Here is an 18,694-nt window from a genome sequence, read left to right as displayed (position 1 = left end):
CACCAATCTGGCGCGAAGCCTTATCTGAAGGGAATCCACTGAAATGGTAAAAACCGATCCCGAATCGCATGCACGCATGACGCAGCGCCGCCGCGAAGGCCACGAAAAGAAGCAGGCGCAGGCCACCATCGAGAAGGGGCTGCTGATCGTCAACACGGGCACGGGCAAGGGCAAGTCGACGGCGGCGTTCGGCATGGCCGTGCGCGTGCTCGGCCACGGCATGAAGCTCGGCGTCGTCCAGTTCATCAAAGGCGCGCTGCATACGTCCGAGCGCGATTTTCTGGGCGCGCAGGCGAATTGCGATTTCGTCACGATGGGCGACGGCTACACCTGGAACACGCAGGACCGCGAGGCCGACATGGCGACGGCGCGCAAGGGCTGGAACGAGGCACGCCGCATGATCGAAAGCGGCGAATACCAGATGGTGATTCTCGACGAGTTGAATACCGTGCTGAAGTACGAATATCTGCCGCTCGAAGAAGTGCTCGAAGTCGTGAACGCGCGGCCTGAGATGCTGCACGTCGTCATCACGGGCCGCCACGCGCCCGACGCGCTGATCGACGCCGCCGATCTCGTCACCGAGATGCGCATCGTCAAGCATCCGTACCGCGAGCAGCATGTGAAAGCGCAACGCGGCGTGGAGTTCTGAACGATGCCCGCGTGCCCCGCTCTCTTCATCAGCGCGCCGGCGTCGGGCCAAGGCAAGACGACGGTCACGGCCGCGCTTGCGCGGCATCATCGGCGGATGGGGCGTGAGGTGCGCGTGTTCAAGACGGGCCCGGATTTTCTGGACCCGATGATTCTCGCGCGCGCGAGCGGCGCGCCCGTTTTGTCGCTCGACCTGTGGATGGTCGGCGAACGCGCGTGCCGCGCGTTGCTCGCGCAGGCCGCGCGCGAAGCGGATCTGATTCTGATCGAAGGCGTGATGGGTTTGTTCGACGGCACGCCGAGCAGCGCCGACCTCGCCGCGAAGTTCAACGTGCCCGTTGCCGCCGTGATTTCTGCGAAGGCGATGGCGCAGACCTTCGGCGCGATCGCCTTCGGCCTTGCGCGCTTTCGCGACGACGTGCCGTTTCATGGCGTGTTCGCGAATCGCGTCGGCTCGGCGCGTCACGCGCAGATGCTCGAAGAAGCGTTGCCGCACGATCTGCGCATGCTCGGTCATCTGTCGAGCACCGATGCGATCGAATTGCCCGATCGTCATCTCGGTCTACTGCAAGCCGCGGAAATCGACGACCTCGATGCACGCCTCGATCGCGCGGCGGATGCACTCGCGTCGACTGCGCTCGCACAGTTGCCGCCTGCCGTCACGTTCGAAGACGACGCCGACACAGCGCCGTTGCCGCGACTACTCGACGGCATGCACATCGCGATTGCACGCGATGCTGCGTTCTCGTTCATCTATCCGGCGAACGTGCAACTGCTCGAAGCGCTCGGCGCGCGTCTCACGTATTTCTCGCCGCTCGCGGATGAAGCCGTTCCCGACGATGCAAACGCGCTCTATCTGCCCGGCGGCTATCCCGAGCTGCACGCAAGCGCGCTTGCCGCCAACGCGCGAGCTGCGGCATCGATCCGCGCGCATGCGACAGCCGGCAAAACCATCGTCGCGGAATGCGGCGGCATGCTTTACCTGCTCGACAGCGTCACCAACACCCAAGGCATCACCACGCCGATGCTTGGCATGCTGCCAGGCAGCGCGGCCATGCAGACGCGCTTCACGGCGCTCGGCATGCAGCAGCTGGACGACGGCGCGCACGGCTTGCTGACGGGCCACACGTTCCACTATTCGCGCGTGACCACGCCGCTCGCCCCCGTCGGCCACGCGACGCGCGCCCAGTCCGACGCACCCGGCGAAGCAATCTATCGCCGGGGTTCGATCGTCGCCACTTATATGCACGGCTACTGGCCGTCCAATCCAGCCTTCGCGGCTGCCCTCTTCCATGGCCGAGCCTTTTGACGACGCCGAGCGCGCCGCCGTTTACCGCGCGATCTACGAACGGCGCGACATGCGCCACTTCGTGCCCGCGCCCGTCGATCCCGCCGTGCTCGCGCGTCTCATCGACGCCGCGCATCACGCGCCGAGCGTCGGCTATATGCAGCCGTGGCGGATCGGGCGCATAACCGATCCCGCGCTGCGCGCACAGCTGCATGCCGCCGTCGACCGCGAAAGGCTGCTGACGGCGGACGCGCTCGGAAAGCGACGCGACGAGTTTATGAAGCTCAAGGTGGAAGGCATGCTCGAGTGCGGCGAGCTGCTGGTAATGGCGCTGATGGATGGCCGCGAGAAACACGTCTTCGGACGGCGCACGCTACCGGAGATGGACCTCGCGTCGGTTGCGTGCGCGATCCAGAACATGTGGCTCGCCGCGCGCGCGGAAGGCCTCGGCATGGGCTGGGTGTCGCTATTCGATGCCGACGAAGTGCGCGCGATGCTCGGCATGCCGCCGGGCGCGCGGCCCGTCGCGCTGCTGTGCCTCGGACATGTGGAGCGGTTTTATCCCGAGCCGATGCTCGAATCGGAAGGCTGGGCGACGCGCAAACCGCTGAGCGCGTGCGTGTTCGAAAACACGTGGCCCGACGAACTGCCCGCCTGCAAGGAAGCGCAGCCGGAAGGCGGCGCAAGCCAGACGGTCTAACACGCCATCAAAGCCGTTTCAAACGGCTGTTTCGAGGTCTTCTCAGGCCTCGCCCTTTTCGATCCGTTCCAGCCGGTAGCCATAGCCGTAAATCGGCATCAGGCGATAACCGTTTTCAGGCCGAAGACCGAGCTTCGAGCGCAGCATCGACACGTGCGTGTCCATCGTGCGCGACGGAATGGCGGCGGCCTGCTTCCAGATCGCATCGAGGATATGCGAGCGCGACAGCGGCCGGCTCAGATGCTTGAACAGCAGCAGCGCGAGTTCGAACTCCTTGTGCGTCAGCGTGACGGCATTGCCGCGCACATGCACGCGCTTCGCGCCCGGCTCGAATTCATACTCACCGAACACTTCCTTCTCGGCCATGGGCTCGCGATGAAACGCGCCGCGCAACAGCATGCCGACACGCGCCAGCAGTGCCGCTGCACTCACCGGCTTGACGAGATGATCGTCAGCGTCGATGTCACGATGCGCGGCATCGCTTGCGCGGGTCATGAACAGCACGGGCAAACGCTCCGTGAGATTCTGACGGATCCAGCGCAGTACCTCGTCACCCGACAACCCTGGCGTATGGCGATCCAGCACGAGCAGATCGAATGGCTGGCTGCGCAACTGTCCGACGAGTGCCCGGCCGTCATCGAATGCATGACATGTGTGTCCCGCCGCCGACAAGGTCCTGCACACAAAGTCGGCTTGCGCCTGAGTCTCCTCCAGAACTGCAATTCTCATAAAACCCCGCAACGCTAATTCGTTGTTTCAGTCCGACCGGGTAATCGTCGATGAAGGGATGACGACTCGCGAATATGAAATTTCAAATCCACATACGCTTTGTTCTTCAAGCCCTACACCGAATTCCGGCAAATTGGTTCACATTGCCAGACAACGCCTCGATTGCCCGATATTGCTTTAATGCCTGCGCGCCTCATTGCGACAATGGAACAGCCACAATTAAACAGGCGCACAATCCACTTCTTTTGACCGCGCAGTACAAGCGGAATTTTTTTCTTGCGTTTTGCTGCCCGCATCGCCCGCCGGGCGGTACTGCGCGCCACGCTGCAAGAGCATGACGCCACGCGCCTGCGGGACGTGCCCGGCACTTCTTTTTGCGGCTGGAAATGACTGGCGTACGACTGAAAGCTGATCGACAGATCACGCTGCCGATACACGGGGCGCTACAACACAAACACCCGTTTTGTGTGTCCTATTCCACACATTGGAATAAAAGTTCGTGCCAGTATTCGTGCGATTTAACAATTCGAGCGTCGCCGCTGACGCATTCGATTTAAATCGGGGTGAAGATTATTAGAACGAATTGAATCAGTCAATTAATCTTGCCATTTTTATGTGGCAAGGCAGTCATTTCGTTAAATCGGACCGATGATACCGATAACGGACTTATCGGTGCCATATGCGCTATACGCCGTCAAAGGCACTGCACTCAATTCGGTTAGCGGCTTTTGCCGCACTGCACTTTAGGGTTGCGAGCAACCTCGCGAAGGCCACACTTCAGACGATGCGGCCTGGCATCGCCCTGCGCCATCCATGGCGGGCGACGCAAGTCTTCAACGCGCGATTAGACGACTTCCTCATTTGTATCGTCCGTAGCGGGCGACGCGCAGATCACGTCGACACCGGCGGCCGCCAGCACCTTGGACAGTCCCGCTGCCGGCGCCGCATCCGTGACCAGGATGTCGAGGCCATCCGCGCCGAACACATGCACCAGCGCGCTATGGCCGAACTTCGTGTGATCGGCGGCGACGATGCGGCGCTCGGCTTGCGAGAACGCCGCGCGAGCGAGCGCAGCGTCGGCGGGCTGGGCGTCCATGAAGCGCCCTTTCGCGTCGATGGCCGTCACCGACACGATCGCGTGGCGCACATGGAATTGCCGGAAGAACGCGAGCGCGCTTTCGCCGACGGCAGACGAATCGTCCGCGCGCAACTCGCCGCCCGCCATCAGCACGCGGTTCTCGTTGCGCGGCGCGAGCAGCCGTGCGACCTCAGCCGAATTGGTCACGACCGTGAGACGCGCGTGCGACTCGAGCGCCTGCGCGATGTGGACGCAAGTCGTGCCGCCGTCGAGCATCAGCGAATCGCCGTCGCGGATCAGTTGCGCGACGCGCGCTGCGATCGCGCGCTTGGCGTCACGCTGTTCCACCATACGACGCCTGAACGGCGGTTCGTCCAGTTGCGCAGGCAGCATGATGCCGCCATGCACCTTGACGAGCAGTCCCTCGGCCACGAGCGGCTTGAGATCGCGGCGGATCGTTTCGTCGGATACCGCGAAGGTGTTGGCCAGATCGGTGATCGTGCAGGTCTGTTGCGCGCGGACGAGCCGCAGGATCTCGTTCTGTCGGTGAGTGGCGAACATCGTTGGCGGGGTCTGGAAATTGGCGCCAGTCTAGCAAACCTGTCCGCCCGGCTCCAATACGAATCCATGCAATTCCACATTCATCCTCATCGCCCGCGACCGCATAGTTGTCGGGCAACGTTGCATTTCGGGGATTTTTGCGGCAAAGTACGCAAGACCGAATTCCCACACATTTCCACTCATTTCCACACTCTTCCGCGAGCCCTCCCTCATGTCAACCCACCTTCCGACGCAGGCGCGCGTCGTCATCATCGGCGGCGGCATCATCGGATGCTCGGTCGTGTATCACCTCACGAAGCTCGGATGGACGGATGTCGTGCTGCTCGAACAGGGCCAGTTGTCGTGCGGCACGACATGGCACGCGGCCGGTCTCGTCGGCCAGTTGCGCGCGCAGGAGAGCATGACGAAGCTGATCCGCTACTCGACGGCGCTCTATGCCGAACTCGAAGCGGACACGGGTCTGGCGACCGGCTGGAAGCAATGCGGCTCGCTGTCCATCGCGCGCACGGCCGAACGGATGACGCAACTCAAGCGTACGGCCGCCGTCGCGCGCGCCTATGGCGTGAGCTGCGAGGTGATCGGACCGAAGGAAGCCGGCGAGTTGTGGCCGCCCATGCGTACCGACGACCTGCACGGCGCAGTCTGGCTGCCCGGCGACGGCAAGGCGAATCCGACCGATCTGACCCAGGCGCTCGCGCGCGGCGCCCGTCAGCGCGGCGCTCGCATCGTCGAGAACACGCGCGTCACCGCGATCCACACGCAGGCTGTATCGAAGGGCCGCGAAGCGAGCGGCGTCGCATGGCGCGACAAGGAAGGCAACGAAGGCGCGATCGCCGCACAGGTCGTCGTCAATTGCGCGGGGCAATGGGCAAAGAGCGTCGGCCGTCTATGCGGCGTCACGGTGCCGCTGCATTCGGCCGAGCACTATTACATCGTCACGGAGCGCATTGCAGGCGTGCATCCCGATCTGCCCGTGATGCGCGACCCGGACGGCTACATCTATTTCAAGGAAGAAGTGGGCGGGCTCGTGATGGGTGGCTTCGAACCGGACGCGAAACCGTGGGGCATGAACGGCATCCCCGAGAACTTCGAGTTCCAGCTGCTGCCCGACGACTGGGATCAATTCCAGATCCTGATGGAGAACGCGCTGCAACGTGTGCCTGCGCTGGAGACAGCGCAGGTGCGCCAGTTCTACAACGGCCCCGAGTCGTTCACGCCCGACAACAACTTCATGCTGGGCGAAGCGCCCGAGCTGCGCAACTTCTATGTCGGCGCGGGCTTCAACTCGATGGGCATTGCGTCGGCGGGTGGCGCGGGCATGGCGCTCGCCGAGTGGATCGTCGCGGGCGAGCCGACGATGGACCTGTGGCCTGTGGACATTCGCCGCTTCGCGCGCTTCAACGGCAACGATACCTGGCTGCACGACCGAGTGAAGGAAACGCTCGGCTTGCACTACGCGATGCCGTGGCCGAACCGCGAACTCGATAGCGCGCGGCCCTTCCGCCGCTCGCCGCTCTATGCGCTGCTGCGCGACGAAGGCGCGTGTTTCGGCAGCAAGATGGGTTGGGAGCGTCCGAATTTCTTCGCGCCTTCGTTAGAAGAGGCTCGCATCGAGTATGCGTTCGGACAGCAGAACTGGCTGCCGTGGAGCGGCGAAGAACATCGCGCTTGCCGCGAAGGCGTCGCGCTGTTCGATATGACGTCGTTCTCCAAGTTTCTCGTCAAGGGCCGCGATGCGGAAGCGGTGTTGCAGCGGATCGTCGCGAACGATGTCGCAGTGCCCGTTGGCACGGCCGTCTATACGGGCATGCTCAACGAGCGCGGCGGCTACGAGTCGGACTTCACGCTCACACGCGTAGCCGACGACCAATACCTGCTCGTCACGGGCTCCGCGCAAACCACGCGCGATTTCGACACGCTCGACAAGCGCATTCCACCCGATAGCCATTGCATGCTCGTCGACGTGACGAGCCAATACGCGGTGCTCGCCGTGATGGGGCCGCGTGCGCGCGATCTGCTTGCGAGCGTGTCGAAGGCCGACTGGAGCAACGAGGGCTTTGCGTTCGGACAGAGTCGCGAAGTGGATATCGGCTACGCAACGGTGCGCGCGACGCGCATCTCGTATGTCGGCGAACTGGGTTGGGAACTGTATGTGCCCGTCGAGTTCGCAGTCGGTGTCTACGAAACGTTGCATGCGGCAGGGAAGCGTTTTGGCCTTAAAAACGCGGGGTATTACGCGCTCGAGTCGCTGCGGATCGAGAAAGGCTATCGCGCGTGGGGACGCGAATTGTCGCCGGATACCAATCCGTTCGAAGCGGGCCTCGCGTTCGCGTGCAAGCTCGTCAAGGACATACCGTTCATCGGCCGCGATGCGCTTGTGAGGCTGCGCGACGAGCCGCTGCAACGACGCCTCGTCGTCTTCACCGCCGATGGCGCGAGCGATCGCATGCTATGGGGCGGCGAAGCAATCCTGCGCGATGGCAAGGCGGTCGGCTTCGTAAGCTCGGCGGCGTTCGGGCATACGCTCGGCTGTCCCGTCGCAATGGGCTATGTGAAACGCGACGACGGCGCCACGCTCGATCAAACCTGGCTCACGAACGGCCGCTATCAGATCGACGTCGCCGGCGATCTGCTGCCCGCGACGCTGCATCTGAAAGCACCCTACGATCCCGCTTCCGCTCGTATCAAAAGCTGACGCACACAACGCGCACGTTAGCGCGCAACGATCAGCCGCAGTGCATCGCTGCGCGCGATATCGCGCGGCGTCACGCCGAGCAGCCGCTTCATCCAGTGCGCCATGTGGCTCTGATGTGCGAAGCCGACTTCGAGCGCGACCTGGCTCGCGCTCAACTGACCCTGCAGCAACAGCACCTTTGCACGCTCGACACGCCGCTGCACCACATGCCGATGCACGGGCACGCCCATCGTCTCGCGAAACAGCACCTTGAAATGCGGCACGCTCAGCTCGACGAGCGCGGCCAGTTCGCTCAATGTCAGGCGTTCGTCGAGATGCGCCTCGATATAGTCGATCACGCGCGCCGCCGCGCGCGGCGACAGCGTGCGTTTCTTGTCGTCGTATGAAATCGAAGCGCCCGCGAGCCGTACGATCATCGCGGTACACAGGCTTTCGGCGTAGAGCGGATCGGATGCGTCCTCGGCTTCGAGTTCCGCGCGCATCGCCCACGCCAGATGCTGGAAGCGCGCGTCGCGCAACTGGAACTGCGGTCGGATCTGCGCATCGGTGGCGCGCAGGCCGAGCTGATCGAACGTATTGCGCACGAAATCTTCGGCGAACCAGATGCGCAGGATCGTGCAGCTGTCATCGTCGGACCATTCGCCGTCGAGGCCCGCTGGAATCACGTCGGCATCGCCGTGCGCCTGGATGCGCGCCGCGCGCTGACCGTTGCATCGGCAGACCGCTCGCACGGGCGCACCGACATGCACGCCGACGCGATGATGCTTGATCGCCGGAATGCGATGCGCGCCCGCGGCGATCCCGAGCATTTCCGCGCCAAAACCCGACCAGCCGAGCGACGCGCTCGACAGCAGGCTCTCGCGCCCGCCCGAGTGCGGCACCAACGCAGGGTGGACTGCATTCATCGCTTGCACCTCGTTCCGTCCTCTGATTGCCGCATTGTGCTGCGTTTTGCGCTGGCGTGCTGGCCGTTGCTCTGCGGCACGGCTGCCACGCGAAGTTCGTCATCCGGATCTGTTGCCCGTCATCCTTCCATGCGCGATTCCTGATGCGGCGCCGCGTACGCTTGATTCCCATGAAACCAGTGGAGATAGACGATGTACGTGATTTTTGGCGCAACGGGCAAGGTAGGACGTTCGGCAGCGGCGGCGCTCAGACATGAAGGGCACGCCGTGCGCGCCGTCGTGCGAAACCCGGCGCAAGGCGAAACTCTGACGCGCATCGGCTGCGAAATCGTCACCGGCGATCTCGACGATGAAGCATCGATTCACCGCGCGCTCGACGGCGCGCATGCCGTGCAGATGTTGTGTCCGTTACCGCATCGCGACCCCGATCCCGCAGACGCGATGCGTCGCATGATCGATACGGCCGCGCGTGTACTGCGCGCGCATCCGCATCTGCATGTCGTCGCGCTGTCGGACTATGGCGCAGAACTCGATGCCGACACGGGCATCACGATGCTGTTTCATCACCTCGAAACGGCGTTCAGAGAGGCTGCGCCGCGCCTCACGCTGCTGCGCTCGGCGGAACACATGCAGAACTGGGCGCGTGTGGTGCCTGTCGCGCTCGCAACGGGCCGGCTGCCGAGTCTGCATCATCCTCTCGATAGGCCGTTTCCGACGGTGTCCACGCATGACGTCGGCATCGTTGCCGCGCAATTGCTCAGCGACGGGTTCGATGAAGCTGGCGTTCGAGTCGTGAGCGTGGAAGGTCCGCGCCGTTACGACGCAAACGATGTAGCCCGTGCGCTCGGCGATGCAAGCGGACGCGATATCGTCGCGCATGCGCTGCCGCGCGCCGAATGGACCGCGACGATGCTACGCGCGGGCCTCAATGCGAATCACGCGAAGCTGATCGTCGATCTGTACGACGCACAGAACACGGGGCGAATCGATGCCGAAGCGGGTACTGAACGGCGCTTCGGCACGACTGAATTGCGCGACGTTGTAGCTGCGCTCGTGTCGACGATCGACGCGTGACGGGAGCATCGAATGCAGTGCTGCCCTTTGACACGCACGATCGACCATCGTCACGCGCCCCCTCCAGACCCGACAAGGACGCTATACAGGCTCGCGACAACACTCGCCGCGCGACTCGGCTGGCATCGACTGGAGCGATTGCTAAGCTCGATCCCCGACAGCAACGACGACTTCACGATCTTCTGACGTTGTAAAGCAAATGGCCTCGCATTCGCGAGGCCATTGCACATTGCTGACATTGCTCAGCGAGTCCGGGCGACAGACGTCACTCGTTCTCTTCGAAGTAATGCCCGAACTTCACCTGCTTGGTGCGGATATAGCGCTCGTTCTCTTCGCGCATCGGAATGGCGAGTGCGACACGTTCGCAAACGGGGATACCGTGCTTCGACAGCGAGTCGAACTTCTTCGGGTTGTTGCTCATCAGACGCACCGACGTCACCTTCAGCAGGCGCAGAATGGCGGCCGCCGAATCGTACTCGCGCGAGTCGTCGGGCAGGCCGAGGTCGAGATTCGCCTCGACGGTGTCGCGGCCCTGCTGCTGCAGCGCATACGCGCGGATCTTGTTCGACAGGCCGATGCCGCGCCCTTCGTGGCCACGCAGATACAGCAGCACGCCACAGCCCTCCGCCGCGATATAGCGCAGCGCGAGGTCCAGTTGCTCGCCGCAGTCACAACGGTATGAACCGAGCACGTCGCCCGTCAGACACTCCGAATGCAGGCGCGTGAGCACCGACGGTTTATTCTCGACATCGCCCATGACGAGCGCGAAATGCTCGGCGCCCGAGTCGTTCACGCGGAACACATAGGATTCGAAGGTGCCGTAGCGGGTGGGAAGCGTGGCGCAAGCGTCGAGCGTGACGCATTCGCCGGTGATTGCGCCGTCAGCGAGCGACGGATCGTGAGACATGGGCATGGCGTTAGCGGAATTGCGGACATGAACCCGTGAGCTACCGGGGATAAAGTACAGAAGCGGAGTTTACCGCTAAACGCCGAATTGTACCTGGCAGCCGCTCCGCGGTGGTGCGCAGGCGGCAATACGGACCATCGCGGCGGACCATCGCGGTGCATCACTGCGCGTATGCATGACGAGAAGCGCAGCCTGCTCATTTCCGCAAATCGCATGACATGCGTGATCGTCCCCACGAAACCAGGCGAAGCGAGCGTCGCCTCGCGCGGTGTCGACGTCTATACTTGATTGGCGCCTGTTCTGCGCTTGACGTGCCTCTCCTTCACCCCAGCGCGCCGTGACCAGGCGTGCTGCACTGCAAACGGAGCCGCTCCATGACTAGCGTTGCACAAGTCCTCAAATCGAAGCCGACCCAAGAGGTCTACACGATCGAGGCATCCGATTCCGTCTACAACGCCATCAAGCTGATGGCCGACAAACAGATCGGTGCATTGATCGTCAAGGAAAACGGGTCGATCGCGGGGATCGTCACCGAACGCGACTATGCGCGCAAGATCGTGCTGATGGACCGCTCGTCGAAGACGACGCCCGTGCGCGACATCATGAGCAGCGCCGTGCGCTTCGTGCGCCCGGACCAGACCACCGACGAATGCATGGCGTTGATGACGGAGCGCCGCATGCGTCACCTGCCCGTCCTGGACAACGAACAGTTGATCGGCATGGTGTCGATCGGCGACCTCGTGAAAACCATCATCGCCGAGCAGCAGTTCACCATCCAGCAGCTCGAACACTACATCCATAGCAGCTGAGCGTCGCGCCGCTGCGATGTCATTTCCGCCGCTGAATCTGCGGCGCGCCCTGCTACGCCTGCCGCGCAAGCCAGCAAAAAAAGCCCAATCCGCGAGGTTGGGCGAAGCCACCTTTCGGCGGCGGAGGTTCATGCTTTCGTTCACGACGGCGCGGCGACCTTGTCCGGTCCAGGCCACGCCGCCGTTCATATTCTGGTTGCGCGCTTCATACCTGCATCGAAGGCGCGCGCGCCGGACCGTGAACACTGCGGCCCGGCTTGTACTCCGGAATCAATGACCGAAGTAGACGTCTTGCGTCGGGTTCAGCGTTTTGGCCGCGCCCGATTGCGACGAACCGTTCGTCGATGCGCCGTAGCCGGTATCGGCGACAGGCGCTTGTGCTACCGCACCGTTTTGCGCCTGAACGCGGGCTTCGGCAGCCTGGATGTCGGCCGGATAGGTCGAATCGACAGCCGTTGCCGGGTTGTAGCCTGCCTTTTCCAGCTGGACCAGTTCGGCGCGCACTTGCGCGCGGGTCACGGGCTGGTTCGACTGGGCGAACGAGACGGCGGGGATGGCGAGAACAGCAGCGATGGCGACAGCCTTGATCAGCGATTTCATGGTAACTACCTCCGAAAGTTGTTTTGTCAGCCGCTTCACACAACCGTGTGTGAAGCCAGTGAGATCAGTGTAGCCATCGGCACACCAAGGGAAAACCCCTATTCCGGAGATACTTAATTGCGCTGAATGAAAGAGTCCGGCCACTTCGCAAGCCAGATGTCAATTTGCGAGTGGTAAGACGTAATAATGTCGGGACGGATCGGCGTATCTCACTATGTGGCAAACGCCATGGATGCCACACGCATTGACAGGCTCGACGCGTTGTCCAGGACTCAAGTCTGCACGCGACCTTACTTGGACGGCGGCCCCTCACCGGGCGGCAGAGCCTCAGCCGACAGCAGTTTTCGTGGCCCGCTAACGAACGGACTGCCCGGCACATAGAAGCGCAGCAGCCGATGCATCTCCCGAGCGATGCCGATACGCGTCGTCACCGCGACCGGCGTGCGAGCCTTGCCCGCCGCGCCTAGCCACAGCCCGCGCCCGGTGCAAAGGTCCGCGCCGTCGAAGCTGAGATCGATGCCGAGCGCGAGCGCCAGCCGCCCCGGGCCGCGCGCGAGATCGCGCAGCTTCGCGTCCGGCCGGCGCGCCTGCATCCATTCGATACCCTCCACCGGCTCCAGCGCGCGAATCAATGCCGCCGCGCCCGTGCCTTCCGGCTCGCTGACCACGTTGATCACGTTGTAGATGCCGTAGGTGAGCCGCACGTACGCATGGCCGTGTTCGAGAAACATCGAGCCGTTGTACGCGCGCCGCCCCGGATACGCATGATTGGTCGAATCGCCGACGGGATACGCCTCCGTCTCGACGATCCGCCCCGCTGCCCGCCCTTCGGCCAGGTCGCGGACCAGGTATTTACCCAACAGGAAGCGCGCGAGGTCAACCGTATCGATGGGTAGATCGTTGCGGTGTAGAGGAACGAGAGAAAGCGTCGTCTTCGTCATGCGATGATGCGCCGGGAACATAGGAGGACGTCCGCGTGAGCCACGCAGTTTGCAGCATGATGACGCGCGGCGCGGTTCGATGCACGGCGCAAGACGGGCACAGGACGAATGGCGTCGAATGGCACGAGCGGCATCGATCCGTTGTAGCAATGCCGCATCCGGGCGACCCTTATCTTCACCATGGAACCAATTGAGGTATCGTTACTGTCCGGCTAGCCGCATCGGCGACTTGGGCAGGCCCGTCCGGTCGGCCAGCCGCGCGGCGTATGAACAACCCGCAACCGTTTTCATCCCGAAGCAAAAGAAGTGGTAGTGCAGTGGTATCACGCGTGAAGAGCCCGCTTGCCGGGCGCATTTCAGGCGCGACACCGTCGCAAATCATGACAACAGGAGAAAGTGAATGAAGGCGATTCAGGCAATCAAGATGGCAGCTGGCGCATTTGTGGTGCTCGCGTCGATCAACGCATACGCTCAGGCAAGCGATGCCGACATGACCGCTCAGCCGAGCGCCAAGCAGACCGCCAAGGCAGCCAAGTCGGCTGACCGCGCGCTGGCGCGCAAGGTTCGCGGCGCACTGGCGAAGGCAAAGGACCTCAGCGTTGCCAACATCACGGTTCGCGCACGTAGCGGCGCTGTGACGCTGCAGGGCTCGGTGCCGGAGCAGCCGCAAGTCGACAAGGCGACGGAAGTCGCGCAAGGCGTGGCAGGCGTGACTTCGGTGAAGAACGCGCTGACGATCCGCCCGGTCGGCCAGTAAAACCACGCATCGCCTGCTGGCGCCCGCCTGCGGGCGCCCGGTTGGACAGCACACCGCTCTTCGTCGCGAAGAGCGGTGTTTTTCTTTGTGGCGCGCATTTTTGTGGCCCCGTCACACCGCCGGCATGACCGGCTGGTTTAATCTCACGGCTATGCGAGCCGCCCGTCAGCCGATGTAGCGGCGTCCTGTCGCGAACAACACACCAACAACAGACGGACTGAACACATGGCATCGACATCGCCCGTATTGCCCCGCTGGACGATCGCAGCGCCTTTCATTGCGTGGATCGTGCTGGGCGCCGCCTACGCGCTGCCCGGCAACGGCCTGCTGACTGCCCTTGCTGCGCTTGCGCTGGCGGGCTCGGTGTTCGCGGGCGTGCATCACGCGGAAGTGGTCGCGCATCGCGTCGGCGAGCCGTTCGGCACGCTGGTACTTGCCGTGGCCGTGACGGTGATCGAGGTGGCGCTGATCGTATCGGTGATGCTGTCGGCGGGGCCGGAAAAGGCGGGGCTGGCGCGCGACACCGTGTTCGCCGCCGTCATGATCGTGTGCAACGGGATCGTCGGGATCTGCCTGCTGGTGGGCGGATTGCGCCATCGCGAGCAGGACTTCCAGATTCGCGGCGCGAGCGCGGCGCTGGCCGTGCTTGCGTCGCTGTCCGTGCTGTCGCTGGTGATGCCCAACTACACGAGCATCAACCTCGGCCCCGCGCTCAGCGACTCGCAGCTGGCGTTCGCGGGTGTGTCGTCGCTGGTGCTGTATGGCGTGTTCGTGTTCGTGCAGACCGTGCGTCACCGCGACTATTTTCTCGCCGACGCCCACGCCGCCAACGAAGACGCGCACGCCGCCCCGCCCAGCTCGCGCGTCGCGTTGACGAGCGGCGCATTGCTGGTGGTGAGTCTCGTCGCCGTCGTGCTGCTGGCCAAGGTGCTGTCGCCCGTGGTCGAGCGCGCAGTGCTCGAAGCAGGCGCGCCCGCCGCCGTGGTCGGCATCGTGATCGCGGCGCTCGTGCTGCTGCCCGAAGGCCTCGCCGCCGTGCGCGCGGCGCGCGCCGACCGTCTGCAGACCAGCCTCAACCTCGCGCTCGGCTCGGCGCTCGCGAGCATCGGCTTGACGATTCCGACCGTCGCGCTGGTGTTCATCTGGACGGGCCGCCCGCTTGTGCTTGGCATCGACGGCAAGGACACGGTGCTGCTCATACTGACGCTTCTGATCAGCACGCTGACGCTCGGCACCGGGCGCACGACCATTCTGCAAGGCGCTGTACACCTGTCGCTGTTCGCCGCGTACCTGTTTCTGTCGTTCGCGCCTTGAGCGCCGCTTACTGCGCCCAATGCCGGTCGATCCACTCGCGAAACAGATTGACCTTCTGCTGATGCGCGACGCTGTCCGGGTACACGAAGTAGTAGCGCGCGCCCGTCGTGAGCACGGCCTCGAACGGCCGCACGAGCCGTTGCGCGGCCACGTCCTCGTCGATCAGCGCGAGGTCGCTGATCGCCACGCCGAAGCCTTGCAGCGCCGCGTTGGTGGCGAGATCGAGCGTATCGAAGCTCGGACCGTGGTTCGCGTCGACATCGCGCGCTTCCACGTATTCGAGCCACATTTTCCAGTCGCGATGATCGCGCGTCGGGTGCAGCAGCGTGTGGCGCGAGAGATCGGCGGCCTTGCCAAGCGGCTTGTCGTGCAGCAACTGGGGCGCGCAGACGGGCGTGAGGCGCTCCTCGAAGAGCGGCACCGCCTGCACGTCCGCGCCCGCTGAGGTGCCGTAGACGATCGCGGCATCGAACGGTTCGACCTGGAAGTCGACATCGTGCTGCCAGGTCGTCGTGATCTGCACGTGCAGGTCCGGATACTCAGCCTGGAACTGCATGATTTTGGGCAGTATCCAGCGCATCACGCAGGTCGGCACTTTGAGCGCGAGATCGGTGCGCTGGCGCGTGAGGCGCAGCGAAATCTCTTCGATGCGCGCAAAGCTCTCCTTGACGGCGGGCAGCAGCAACTCGCCTTCCGCCGTCAGCGTGAGGCCCTTCGCGTGACGCTTGAACAGCGGGAACTGATAGTAGTCCTCGAGCGCGAGAATCTGCCGGCTCACGGCACCTTGTGTCAGGCACAGATGCTCGGCCGCGCGCGTGAAGCTGCGATGGCGCGCCACGGTCTCGAAGATCTGCAAAGCGTTCAGGGGCGGAAGTCGTCGCATGAGGGTGGTTCGCATCAGGAAAATTCATCGCGCGTGCCGCTTTGTTGCTCGGTCACACGCGTGATAATCCCAAAGCATACGCGATCCAAAATTCCCCGGACCTTGCCGCCATGCGTTAGGCTCATGCGCGATCGTTGCCGGGAGAACCCTTACGGCATGAGCGCAATGCATGGCTTCCATGCGCAGATTTCGGTTGTTCCAGGTTTTTTGCATACCTAGAGTGGCTTTCACCACTGTCTCAACATTCAAAAAGGACGCACCCATGACCACCGCCGCTCTCCTTCGCCGCCGCTTCTGCAAAGCGTTCGCCACGTTCGCCGTCGCAGGCGCAGCGCTGTCGGCGTTCGCCCCGCTCGCGCATGCGGACGCGCTCGACACGATCACGAAGGCGGGCGTCGTGCGCGTCGGCGTGTTCATGGACTATCCGCCGTTCGGCTCGATTGGCCCGGACATGAAACCGCAAGGCTATGACATCGACGTCGCGAACCTGATCGGCAAGTCGCTTGGCGTCAAGGTGGAGCTGGTGGCCGTGACGGGCGACAACCGCATGGCGTATCTCGCCGACCACAAGGCGGACATGCTGCTCTCCGTCGGCCAGACGCCCGAGCGCGAGAAGGTGATCGATTTCTCGCAGCCCTATGCGCCCTACTACCTCGCCGTATTCGGCCCGAAGTCGTTGAAGGTGAAGGACGCGAACGATCTCGCGGGCAAGAGCATTTCGGTTGCGCGCGGCACGCTGGAGGACCTGAGCGTGACGAAGATCGCGCCGCCGTCGGCGAACATCAAACGTTTCGACGATCCGAACGGCGCTATTTCTGCATTTCTTTCTGGTCAGGTACAGTTGATGGTCGTTGGTAACGATGTGGGCGCGACGATACTCGCGCGCCATCCCGCCAATGACCCGGAGCAGAAGTTCTCGCTGTTCAGCTCGCCCGATCACGTCGGCCTGAACAAGAACGAGCCGCGCCTCCTGAAGAAAGTCGACGAGACCATCGCGCGTTCCCGCAAGGACGGCACGATGAACGCGATTTCGCAGAAGTGGCTGCGCGCGCCGCTGCCGGAAAACCTCTAAGCCTTTTCTTTCGATCAGCCGATGTCACGATGAGCCGCATACGATGAGTTATACGTTCGATTTCAGCAGTTTCGACATGTATGCGGGGATGCTCGTGCGTGGCGTCGGCGTGACGCTAGGGCTGACGGCCGTATCGACCGTGCTGGGCGGTCTGGTCGGGATCGGGGGCGCGGTGGTGGCTGCGTCCGGACCGAAATGGGCACGCGGGCTGATTGCGACTTACGTCGAGCTGATTCGCAACACGCCATTTCTGGTGCAGTTGTTCTTTGTGTTCTTCGGGCTGCCTAGCCTCGGCATTCACATCGACGAAATCCAGGCCGCGATATTGGCGATGACGGTCAACCTCGGTGCGTACGCAATCGAAATCGTGCGTGCCGGTATCGACTCGATTCCGCGTGGACAGATTCAGGCGGCGCAAGCGCTTGGGCTTCAGCAACGCCAGGTGTTTCGACATGTGGTGTTGCCGCAGGCGGTGGCCAATGTGTTTCCGGCGTTGTTGAGCCAGGTGTTGATCGTGATGCTTGGCTCGGCGGTCGTGTCGCAGATCTCGGTGCCCGATCTGACCTACGCGGCGAACTATATCCAGTCGCGCAACTTCCGTTCGTTCGAGGCTTACCTGATTATTACCGCGACGTATCTGGTGCTGTCGGTCGTGTTGCGGCAAGTGCTGAACCGGCTCGGCAAGGGTCTTTTCGCAGGACGTGCAGCGCGGTCTTCTGATGCTCCGCGTGGGTTGTTGCGCACTCTCTTTGCCATTCGCGGCGCACGCACCGCGCCGACGACGGAGCGCTCGTCATGATCGAATTTACGCTTTGGGATATTGCGCGCAATCTGCTGCTCGCGGCGCGGTGGACGGTGTTGTTGTCGTTGATTGCGTTTGTTGGGGGCGGGGTTGTTGGATTGGTGTTGCTCGCGATGCGGGTGTCGCCTTTGCCCTGGCTTAGGCGTGTTGTCGTTTTGTATGTGGAGTTGTTTCAGGGCACGCCGTTGCTGATGCAGCTTTTCCTCGCGTTTTTTGGGTTGCCGTTGATGGGGGTTGATGTGTCGCCCTGGGTCGCGGCTACTGTTACTTTGACGCTTTATACGAGTGCGTATCTTGCGGATATCTGGCGTGGGTGTGTTGAGGCCGTGCCGCGTGGGCAGTGGGCCGCGGGTGCCAGTCTTGGGATGACGTTTTCTCAGCAGTTGCGGTTTATTGTCTGGCCTCAGGCCTTGAAGATTGCTGTTGCGCCTACTGTTGGGTTTCTGGTTCAAGTTGTTAAGAGCACTGCTCTCACTTCTATTATTGGGTTCACCGAACTCACAAAGACGGGGAACATGATTACTAATGCAGCCTTCCGGCCGTTTCCTATTTATGGCATGGTCGCGCTGCTGTACTTTGCTATGTGTTTTCCACTTACGTGGTATGCCCGGGTTTTGGAGCGGCGGCAGAAGATAGCGCAGCAGCGTTAGTGTTTTTTTTGTCTGCGACGCTGGGTGGTCGGCTTGTCGTTTCGCCGGCATCTGCGTTTTGCCTCCGCGCTTCTTGCGTTGCCGTTCGGTGTGTTTGTCTTTGCGCTGGCATTCGCGTTTTGCCTTCGCGCTTTATGCGTTGCCGTTCGGTATGTTTGCCTTTTCGCTGGCATCCGCGATGCGTTAGCGTGCTTCACGCGTCGCCCCTGTGCGGGGCGGCACCTACTTTTCTTTGCCGCCGCAAAGAAAAGTAGGCAAAAGAAAGCGGCTAACACCGCCAG

Annotated in this window: 18 protein-coding genes; 11 read left to right on the top strand and 7 right to left on the bottom strand. The window is 62.9% G+C overall.

What is annotated here, in order from left to right:
• Window positions 1-43 precede the first annotated feature (43 nt).
• From cobO to bluB, 3 genes are read left to right on the top strand one after another with little or no spacing between them, the layout of a single operon-like run.
• Window positions 44-649, top strand: a complete 606-nt coding sequence (cobO, locus tag BLT65_RS30735; protein ID WP_091784963.1) for a cob(I)yrinic acid a,c-diamide adenosyltransferase — start codon at window positions 44-46, stop codon at window positions 647-649.
• A 3-nt stretch (window positions 650-652) separates the two neighbouring features.
• Complete coding sequence (locus BLT65_RS30730; RefSeq protein WP_091784960.1) at window positions 653-1,957, top strand: cobyrinic acid a,c-diamide synthase CobB; 1,305 nt, start codon at window positions 653-655, stop codon at window positions 1,955-1,957.
• The gene (gene bluB, locus BLT65_RS30725) at window positions 1,941-2,636 is read left to right on the top strand and encodes a 5,6-dimethylbenzimidazole synthase (protein WP_091784956.1); all 696 of its coding nucleotides are present in this window, start codon (window positions 1,941-1,943) and stop codon (window positions 2,634-2,636) included. The genes BLT65_RS30730 and bluB overlap by 17 nt, the downstream gene beginning before the upstream one ends.
• 42 nt (window positions 2,637-2,678) lie before the next feature.
• On the opposite strand, the gene BLT65_RS30720 is transcribed toward bluB, so the two are convergent.
• Both BLT65_RS30720 and BLT65_RS30715 read right to left on the bottom strand, forming a co-directional pair.
• Entirely contained in the window at window positions 2,679-3,365 is a 687-nt protein-coding gene (locus BLT65_RS30720) for a response regulator transcription factor (protein WP_042309219.1), read from the bottom strand.
• 844 nt (window positions 3,366-4,209) lie between these two features.
• Window positions 4,210-5,004, bottom strand: coding sequence for a DeoR/GlpR family DNA-binding transcription regulator (locus BLT65_RS30715; RefSeq protein ID WP_091784952.1), 795 nt, complete (start codon window positions 5,002-5,004; stop codon window positions 4,210-4,212).
• Window positions 5,005-5,215: 211 nt separating this feature from the next.
• Between BLT65_RS30715 and BLT65_RS30710 the strand changes: the two genes are divergently transcribed.
• Complete coding sequence (locus BLT65_RS30710) at window positions 5,216-7,699, top strand: GcvT family protein (protein ID WP_091784949.1); 2,484 nt, start codon at window positions 5,216-5,218, stop codon at window positions 7,697-7,699.
• A 17-nt stretch (window positions 7,700-7,716) separates the two neighbouring features.
• Here BLT65_RS30710 and BLT65_RS30705 read toward each other — a convergent pair whose 3' ends face one another.
• Window positions 7,717-8,604, bottom strand: a complete 888-nt coding sequence (locus BLT65_RS30705) for an AraC family transcriptional regulator (protein ID WP_091784946.1) — start codon at window positions 8,602-8,604, stop codon at window positions 7,717-7,719.
• 192 nt (window positions 8,605-8,796) lie between these two features.
• On the opposite strand from BLT65_RS30705, the gene BLT65_RS30700 reads away from it, so the two are divergent.
• A complete protein-coding gene (locus BLT65_RS30700; RefSeq protein WP_091784943.1) occupies window positions 8,797-9,678 on the top strand; it encodes an NmrA family NAD(P)-binding protein in 882 nt (293 codons plus the stop codon).
• 265 nt (window positions 9,679-9,943) lie between these two features.
• Here the strand turns inward: BLT65_RS30700 and ribA are convergent, their stop codons facing one another.
• Window positions 9,944-10,591, bottom strand: a complete 648-nt coding sequence (gene ribA, locus BLT65_RS30695; RefSeq protein ID WP_042309212.1) for a GTP cyclohydrolase II — start codon at window positions 10,589-10,591, stop codon at window positions 9,944-9,946.
• A gap of 368 nt (window positions 10,592-10,959) precedes the next feature.
• Between ribA and BLT65_RS30690 the strand changes: the two genes are divergently transcribed.
• Complete coding sequence (locus tag BLT65_RS30690; RefSeq protein ID WP_007579103.1) at window positions 10,960-11,394, top strand: CBS domain-containing protein; 435 nt, start codon at window positions 10,960-10,962, stop codon at window positions 11,392-11,394.
• A 270-nt stretch (window positions 11,395-11,664) separates the two neighbouring features.
• Here BLT65_RS30690 and BLT65_RS30685 read toward each other — a convergent pair whose 3' ends face one another.
• Window positions 11,665-11,994 (bottom strand): DUF4148 domain-containing protein, encoded by a 330-nt coding sequence (locus BLT65_RS30685; protein WP_091784936.1) that lies wholly within the window; start codon window positions 11,992-11,994, stop codon window positions 11,665-11,667.
• Window positions 11,995-12,284: 290 nt separating this feature from the next.
• Window positions 12,285-12,935 carry a DNA-3-methyladenine glycosylase gene (locus BLT65_RS30680; protein WP_091785317.1) on the bottom strand — a complete coding sequence of 217 codons (651 nt, stop codon included), beginning with the start codon at window positions 12,933-12,935 and terminating at the stop codon, window positions 12,285-12,287.
• Window positions 12,936-13,335: 400 nt separating this feature from the next.
• On the opposite strand from BLT65_RS30680, the gene BLT65_RS30675 reads away from it, so the two are divergent.
• Both BLT65_RS30675 and BLT65_RS30670 read left to right on the top strand, forming a co-directional pair.
• Window positions 13,336-13,692, top strand: a complete 357-nt coding sequence (locus BLT65_RS30675) for a BON domain-containing protein (RefSeq protein ID WP_042309209.1) — start codon at window positions 13,336-13,338, stop codon at window positions 13,690-13,692.
• Window positions 13,693-13,917: 225 nt separating this feature from the next.
• Entirely contained in the window at window positions 13,918-15,006 is a 1,089-nt protein-coding gene (locus BLT65_RS30670; protein ID WP_042309207.1) for a calcium:cation antiporter, read from the top strand.
• Window positions 15,007-15,013: 7 nt separating this feature from the next.
• Here BLT65_RS30670 and BLT65_RS30665 read toward each other — a convergent pair whose 3' ends face one another.
• Complete coding sequence (locus tag BLT65_RS30665) at window positions 15,014-15,889, bottom strand: LysR substrate-binding domain-containing protein (RefSeq protein ID WP_091784932.1); 876 nt, start codon at window positions 15,887-15,889, stop codon at window positions 15,014-15,016.
• A 262-nt stretch (window positions 15,890-16,151) separates the two neighbouring features.
• On the opposite strand from BLT65_RS30665, the gene BLT65_RS30660 reads away from it, so the two are divergent.
• The 3 genes from BLT65_RS30660 to BLT65_RS30650 are packed head-to-tail and all read left to right on the top strand — an operon-like array spanning window position 16,152 to window position 18,413.
• The gene (locus BLT65_RS30660) at window positions 16,152-16,961 is read left to right on the top strand and encodes a transporter substrate-binding domain-containing protein (RefSeq protein ID WP_091784929.1); all 810 of its coding nucleotides are present in this window, start codon (window positions 16,152-16,154) and stop codon (window positions 16,959-16,961) included.
• Window positions 16,962-17,004: 43 nt separating this feature from the next.
• Window positions 17,005-17,760, top strand: a complete 756-nt coding sequence (locus tag BLT65_RS30655) for an amino acid ABC transporter permease (protein WP_042309202.1) — start codon at window positions 17,005-17,007, stop codon at window positions 17,758-17,760.
• Window positions 17,757-18,413 carry an amino acid ABC transporter permease gene (locus tag BLT65_RS30650; protein WP_091784926.1) on the top strand — a complete coding sequence of 219 codons (657 nt, stop codon included), beginning with the start codon at window positions 17,757-17,759 and terminating at the stop codon, window positions 18,411-18,413. Before BLT65_RS30655 ends, BLT65_RS30650 begins: the two co-directional genes overlap by 4 nt.
• Window positions 18,414-18,694 lie beyond the last annotated feature (281 nt).

The sequence above is a fragment of the Paraburkholderia steynii genome (genome assembly GCF_900100565.1).
GTDB lineage: Bacteria > Pseudomonadota > Gammaproteobacteria > Burkholderiales > Burkholderiaceae > Paraburkholderia > Paraburkholderia terrae.
The sequence above is the reverse complement of the archived record's forward strand: the minus strand, read 5'-3'. Positions and strand labels throughout refer to the sequence as shown.

Bases quoted from the DNA above. Each gene is read 5' to 3' on its own strand.
- BLT65_RS30655 (WP_042309202.1), top strand. From the start codon at position 17,005: ATGAGTTATACGTTCGATTTCAGCAGTTTCGACATGTATGCGGGGATG.
- BLT65_RS30675 (WP_042309209.1), top strand. From the start codon at position 13,336: ATGAAGGCGATTCAGGCAATCAAGATGGCAGCTGGCGCATTTGTGGTG.
- BLT65_RS30670 (WP_042309207.1), top strand. From the start codon at position 13,918: ATGGCATCGACATCGCCCGTATTGCCCCGCTGGACGATCGCAGCGCCT.
- BLT65_RS30685 (WP_091784936.1), bottom strand. From the start codon at position 11,994: ATGAAATCGCTGATCAAGGCTGTCGCCATCGCTGCTGTTCTCGCCATC.
- ribA (WP_042309212.1), bottom strand. From the start codon at position 10,591: ATGCCCATGTCTCACGATCCGTCGCTCGCTGACGGCGCAATCACCGGC.
- BLT65_RS30650 (WP_091784926.1), top strand. From the start codon at position 17,757: ATGATCGAATTTACGCTTTGGGATATTGCGCGCAATCTGCTGCTCGCG.
- BLT65_RS30660 (WP_091784929.1), top strand. From the start codon at position 16,152: ATGACCACCGCCGCTCTCCTTCGCCGCCGCTTCTGCAAAGCGTTCGCC.
- bluB (WP_091784956.1), top strand. From the start codon at position 1,941: ATGGCCGAGCCTTTTGACGACGCCGAGCGCGCCGCCGTTTACCGCGCG.
- BLT65_RS30665 (WP_091784932.1), bottom strand. From the start codon at position 15,889: ATGCGACGACTTCCGCCCCTGAACGCTTTGCAGATCTTCGAGACCGTG.
- BLT65_RS30715 (WP_091784952.1), bottom strand. From the start codon at position 5,004: ATGTTCGCCACTCACCGACAGAACGAGATCCTGCGGCTCGTCCGCGCG.
- BLT65_RS30705 (WP_091784946.1), bottom strand. From the start codon at position 8,604: ATGAATGCAGTCCACCCTGCGTTGGTGCCGCACTCGGGCGGGCGCGAG.
- BLT65_RS30680 (WP_091785317.1), bottom strand. From the start codon at position 12,935: ATGACGAAGACGACGCTTTCTCTCGTTCCTCTACACCGCAACGATCTA.
- cobO (WP_091784963.1), top strand. From the start codon at position 44: ATGGTAAAAACCGATCCCGAATCGCATGCACGCATGACGCAGCGCCGC.
- BLT65_RS30730 (WP_091784960.1), top strand. From the start codon at position 653: ATGCCCGCGTGCCCCGCTCTCTTCATCAGCGCGCCGGCGTCGGGCCAA.
- BLT65_RS30690 (WP_007579103.1), top strand. From the start codon at position 10,960: ATGACTAGCGTTGCACAAGTCCTCAAATCGAAGCCGACCCAAGAGGTC.
- BLT65_RS30720 (WP_042309219.1), bottom strand. From the start codon at position 3,365: ATGAGAATTGCAGTTCTGGAGGAGACTCAGGCGCAAGCCGACTTTGTG.
- BLT65_RS30710 (WP_091784949.1), top strand. From the start codon at position 5,216: ATGTCAACCCACCTTCCGACGCAGGCGCGCGTCGTCATCATCGGCGGC.
- BLT65_RS30700 (WP_091784943.1), top strand. From the start codon at position 8,797: ATGTACGTGATTTTTGGCGCAACGGGCAAGGTAGGACGTTCGGCAGCG.